Consider the following 2,105-nt stretch of genomic DNA (forward strand, 5'->3'; position numbering starts at 1 on the left):
CCTAAAAATATAATGAAAATTGTAATAAAAAATGCAATAAAAATAGGGGGTTCTTTTATAGATTCATACCATCTATAAGTACTTTTATCAATAGCTTTTAATAATTGTAAACTAATTAATTCTAATGAGAATATTGCTGCCCCTAATATTGCAGTAATATACCCTAAAAAAAATTTTTCACTCATAAATCCACCTTAATATTTTAATTTTTATATAACTATAAATGTACTTGTTTTAGCCTACTTTAAAGAATATAAACATTTATTTACTTAAAGTTTTAACTAATAAATATATTACAGATGATAAAGCAGCTAAAAATATAATAAGTCCAATTACAACAATACCTAAATTGCCCAATGAATAAAGCTCCAATAAACATTCCTCCTACCTAATTTTTATATTATTATATTATAGTAAAAGGAACTTTATTAACTATAATAAGGTATATAAAAAAATAAATGAAAGCTATAAATTCATATATAAAATAAATTCATAGCTTTCATTTAATTGTTATTTAAGACCTAAGCCATCTTTTACTCTTTGTCCAAATTCTTTATCTGCTTTAGTGAAGTTTTCAATAGCTTTTCTTTGTATTTCTTCTTTAACATTTACCATATCTGAAACTATATTATCAATTAAATGATCTTTTTCCATAGTACTCATTGCTCTATATCTTTCACCAGCTTGAGCAAAGTCATCAGTTTTAGTAATAACATGTTTTTGAACATTACCTTGAACATATTGTCCCATTGTACTACTAGTATTAGCGCTTACTCCAAAGCTTGGACTTTGATTATAGTTTATATGTCCTTCTTTTGCTTCCATTCTCATAGAACCATCCTGTTGATTGTTGTTTACCTGTACTTTAGGCATATTTATTGGTATTTGTGTAAAGTTAGGTCCTAATCTATGTCTTTGTGTATCATGATAAGAGAATACTCTACCTTGAAGTAATTTATCATTAGAAATTTCTACTCCTGGTACTATATTAGCTGGACAGAATGCTGCTTGTTCTGTTTCTAAGAAGTAATTAGTTGGGTTCTTGTCTAATGTCATAGTACCTATCATAGTTAATGGAAACTTATCTTCTGGCCATGTTTTTGTTGCATCTTCTGGATTAAAATCTAAGCCATCAACTTGGTCATATTCCATCATTTGAACATATAAATCATATTTAACAGTTTCTCCTTTAGCTAATGTGTTAAATAAATCATTAACGGCTACATCTGGATCAGTTCCCGCTAATCTTGCAGCTTCATGTCTATCAACATAATGTTCACCTAATAATGGTTTCCAATGATATTTAATTAAAACTCTATGACCTTCATCATTAACCCATACATATGTGTTTACACTAGAACCACGCATAGTTCTGTAGCTTTTTACAGTTCCCATATCTGAATATAACCATGTTATCATATGAGTTGATTCTGGATTAGAAGATATGAAATCCCAAAATCTATTTAAATCTGGGGTATTACTATCTGGTGAAGCTTTAAATGAGTGGACCATATCTGGAAACTTAATAGCATCTCTTATAAAGAATACAGGAATATCATTTCCAGCTATATCATAGTTACCATCTTCACTATAAAATTTAACTGCAAATCCTCTAGGATCTCTAGCTGTATCAGCTGAACCTTTTGAACCAACAACCTCTGAAAATCTAGCAAACACAGGAGTTATTTTTCCTACTGTATCAAAAACTTTTGCTTTTGTGTATTTTTTCATACTGTTTTTAACTTCAAAATTTCCATAAGCTCCAGCCCCTTTGGCATGCACAACCCTTTCTGGTATTCTTTCTCTATCAAAATGAGCTAATTTTTCTATTAATTGAATATCATCTAATAATACAGGACCATTAGGACCAACTGTTAAAGAATTACCATCATCTTCTACTGGTACACCCCCATTAGTAGTTAATGTTGAATTTTTCATCTTAGTCTCATCCATGTATATCACTCCTTAATATTTTTATATTTGTAATTACAAATTTATTTTATTAATTAATAGTAATTATCATATAATTATGATACTTTTATGTAAGTGGTTATGCAAGTTATTTATTTCAATAAATTCAAATAAATGTATACGAAGTCGAGGTT

At 28.5% G+C, this 2,105-nt stretch carries 2 protein-coding genes; both read right to left on the reverse strand.

The annotated features are described in order from the left end of the window. On the reverse strand, nucleotides 1-185 hold a 185-nt coding region (locus tag GBZ86_RS15285), incomplete at its 3' end, for a hypothetical protein (RefSeq protein ID WP_152892085.1). Nucleotides 186-510: 325 nt separating this feature from the next. After that, nucleotides 511-1,953, reverse strand: coding sequence for a catalase (locus GBZ86_RS15290; RefSeq protein ID WP_327445286.1), 1,443 nt, complete (start codon nucleotides 1,951-1,953; stop codon nucleotides 511-513). Nucleotides 1,954-2,105 lie beyond the last annotated feature (152 nt).

Origin of the sequence: Clostridium tarantellae, from assembly GCF_009295725.1 — a bacterium.
GTDB lineage: Bacteria > Bacillota > Clostridia > Clostridiales > Clostridiaceae > Sarcina > Sarcina tarantellae.

Bases quoted from the DNA above. Each gene is read 5' to 3' on its own strand.
- GBZ86_RS15290 (WP_327445286.1), bottom strand. From the start codon at position 1,953: ATGGATGAGACTAAGATGAAAAATTCAACATTAACTACTAATGGGGGT.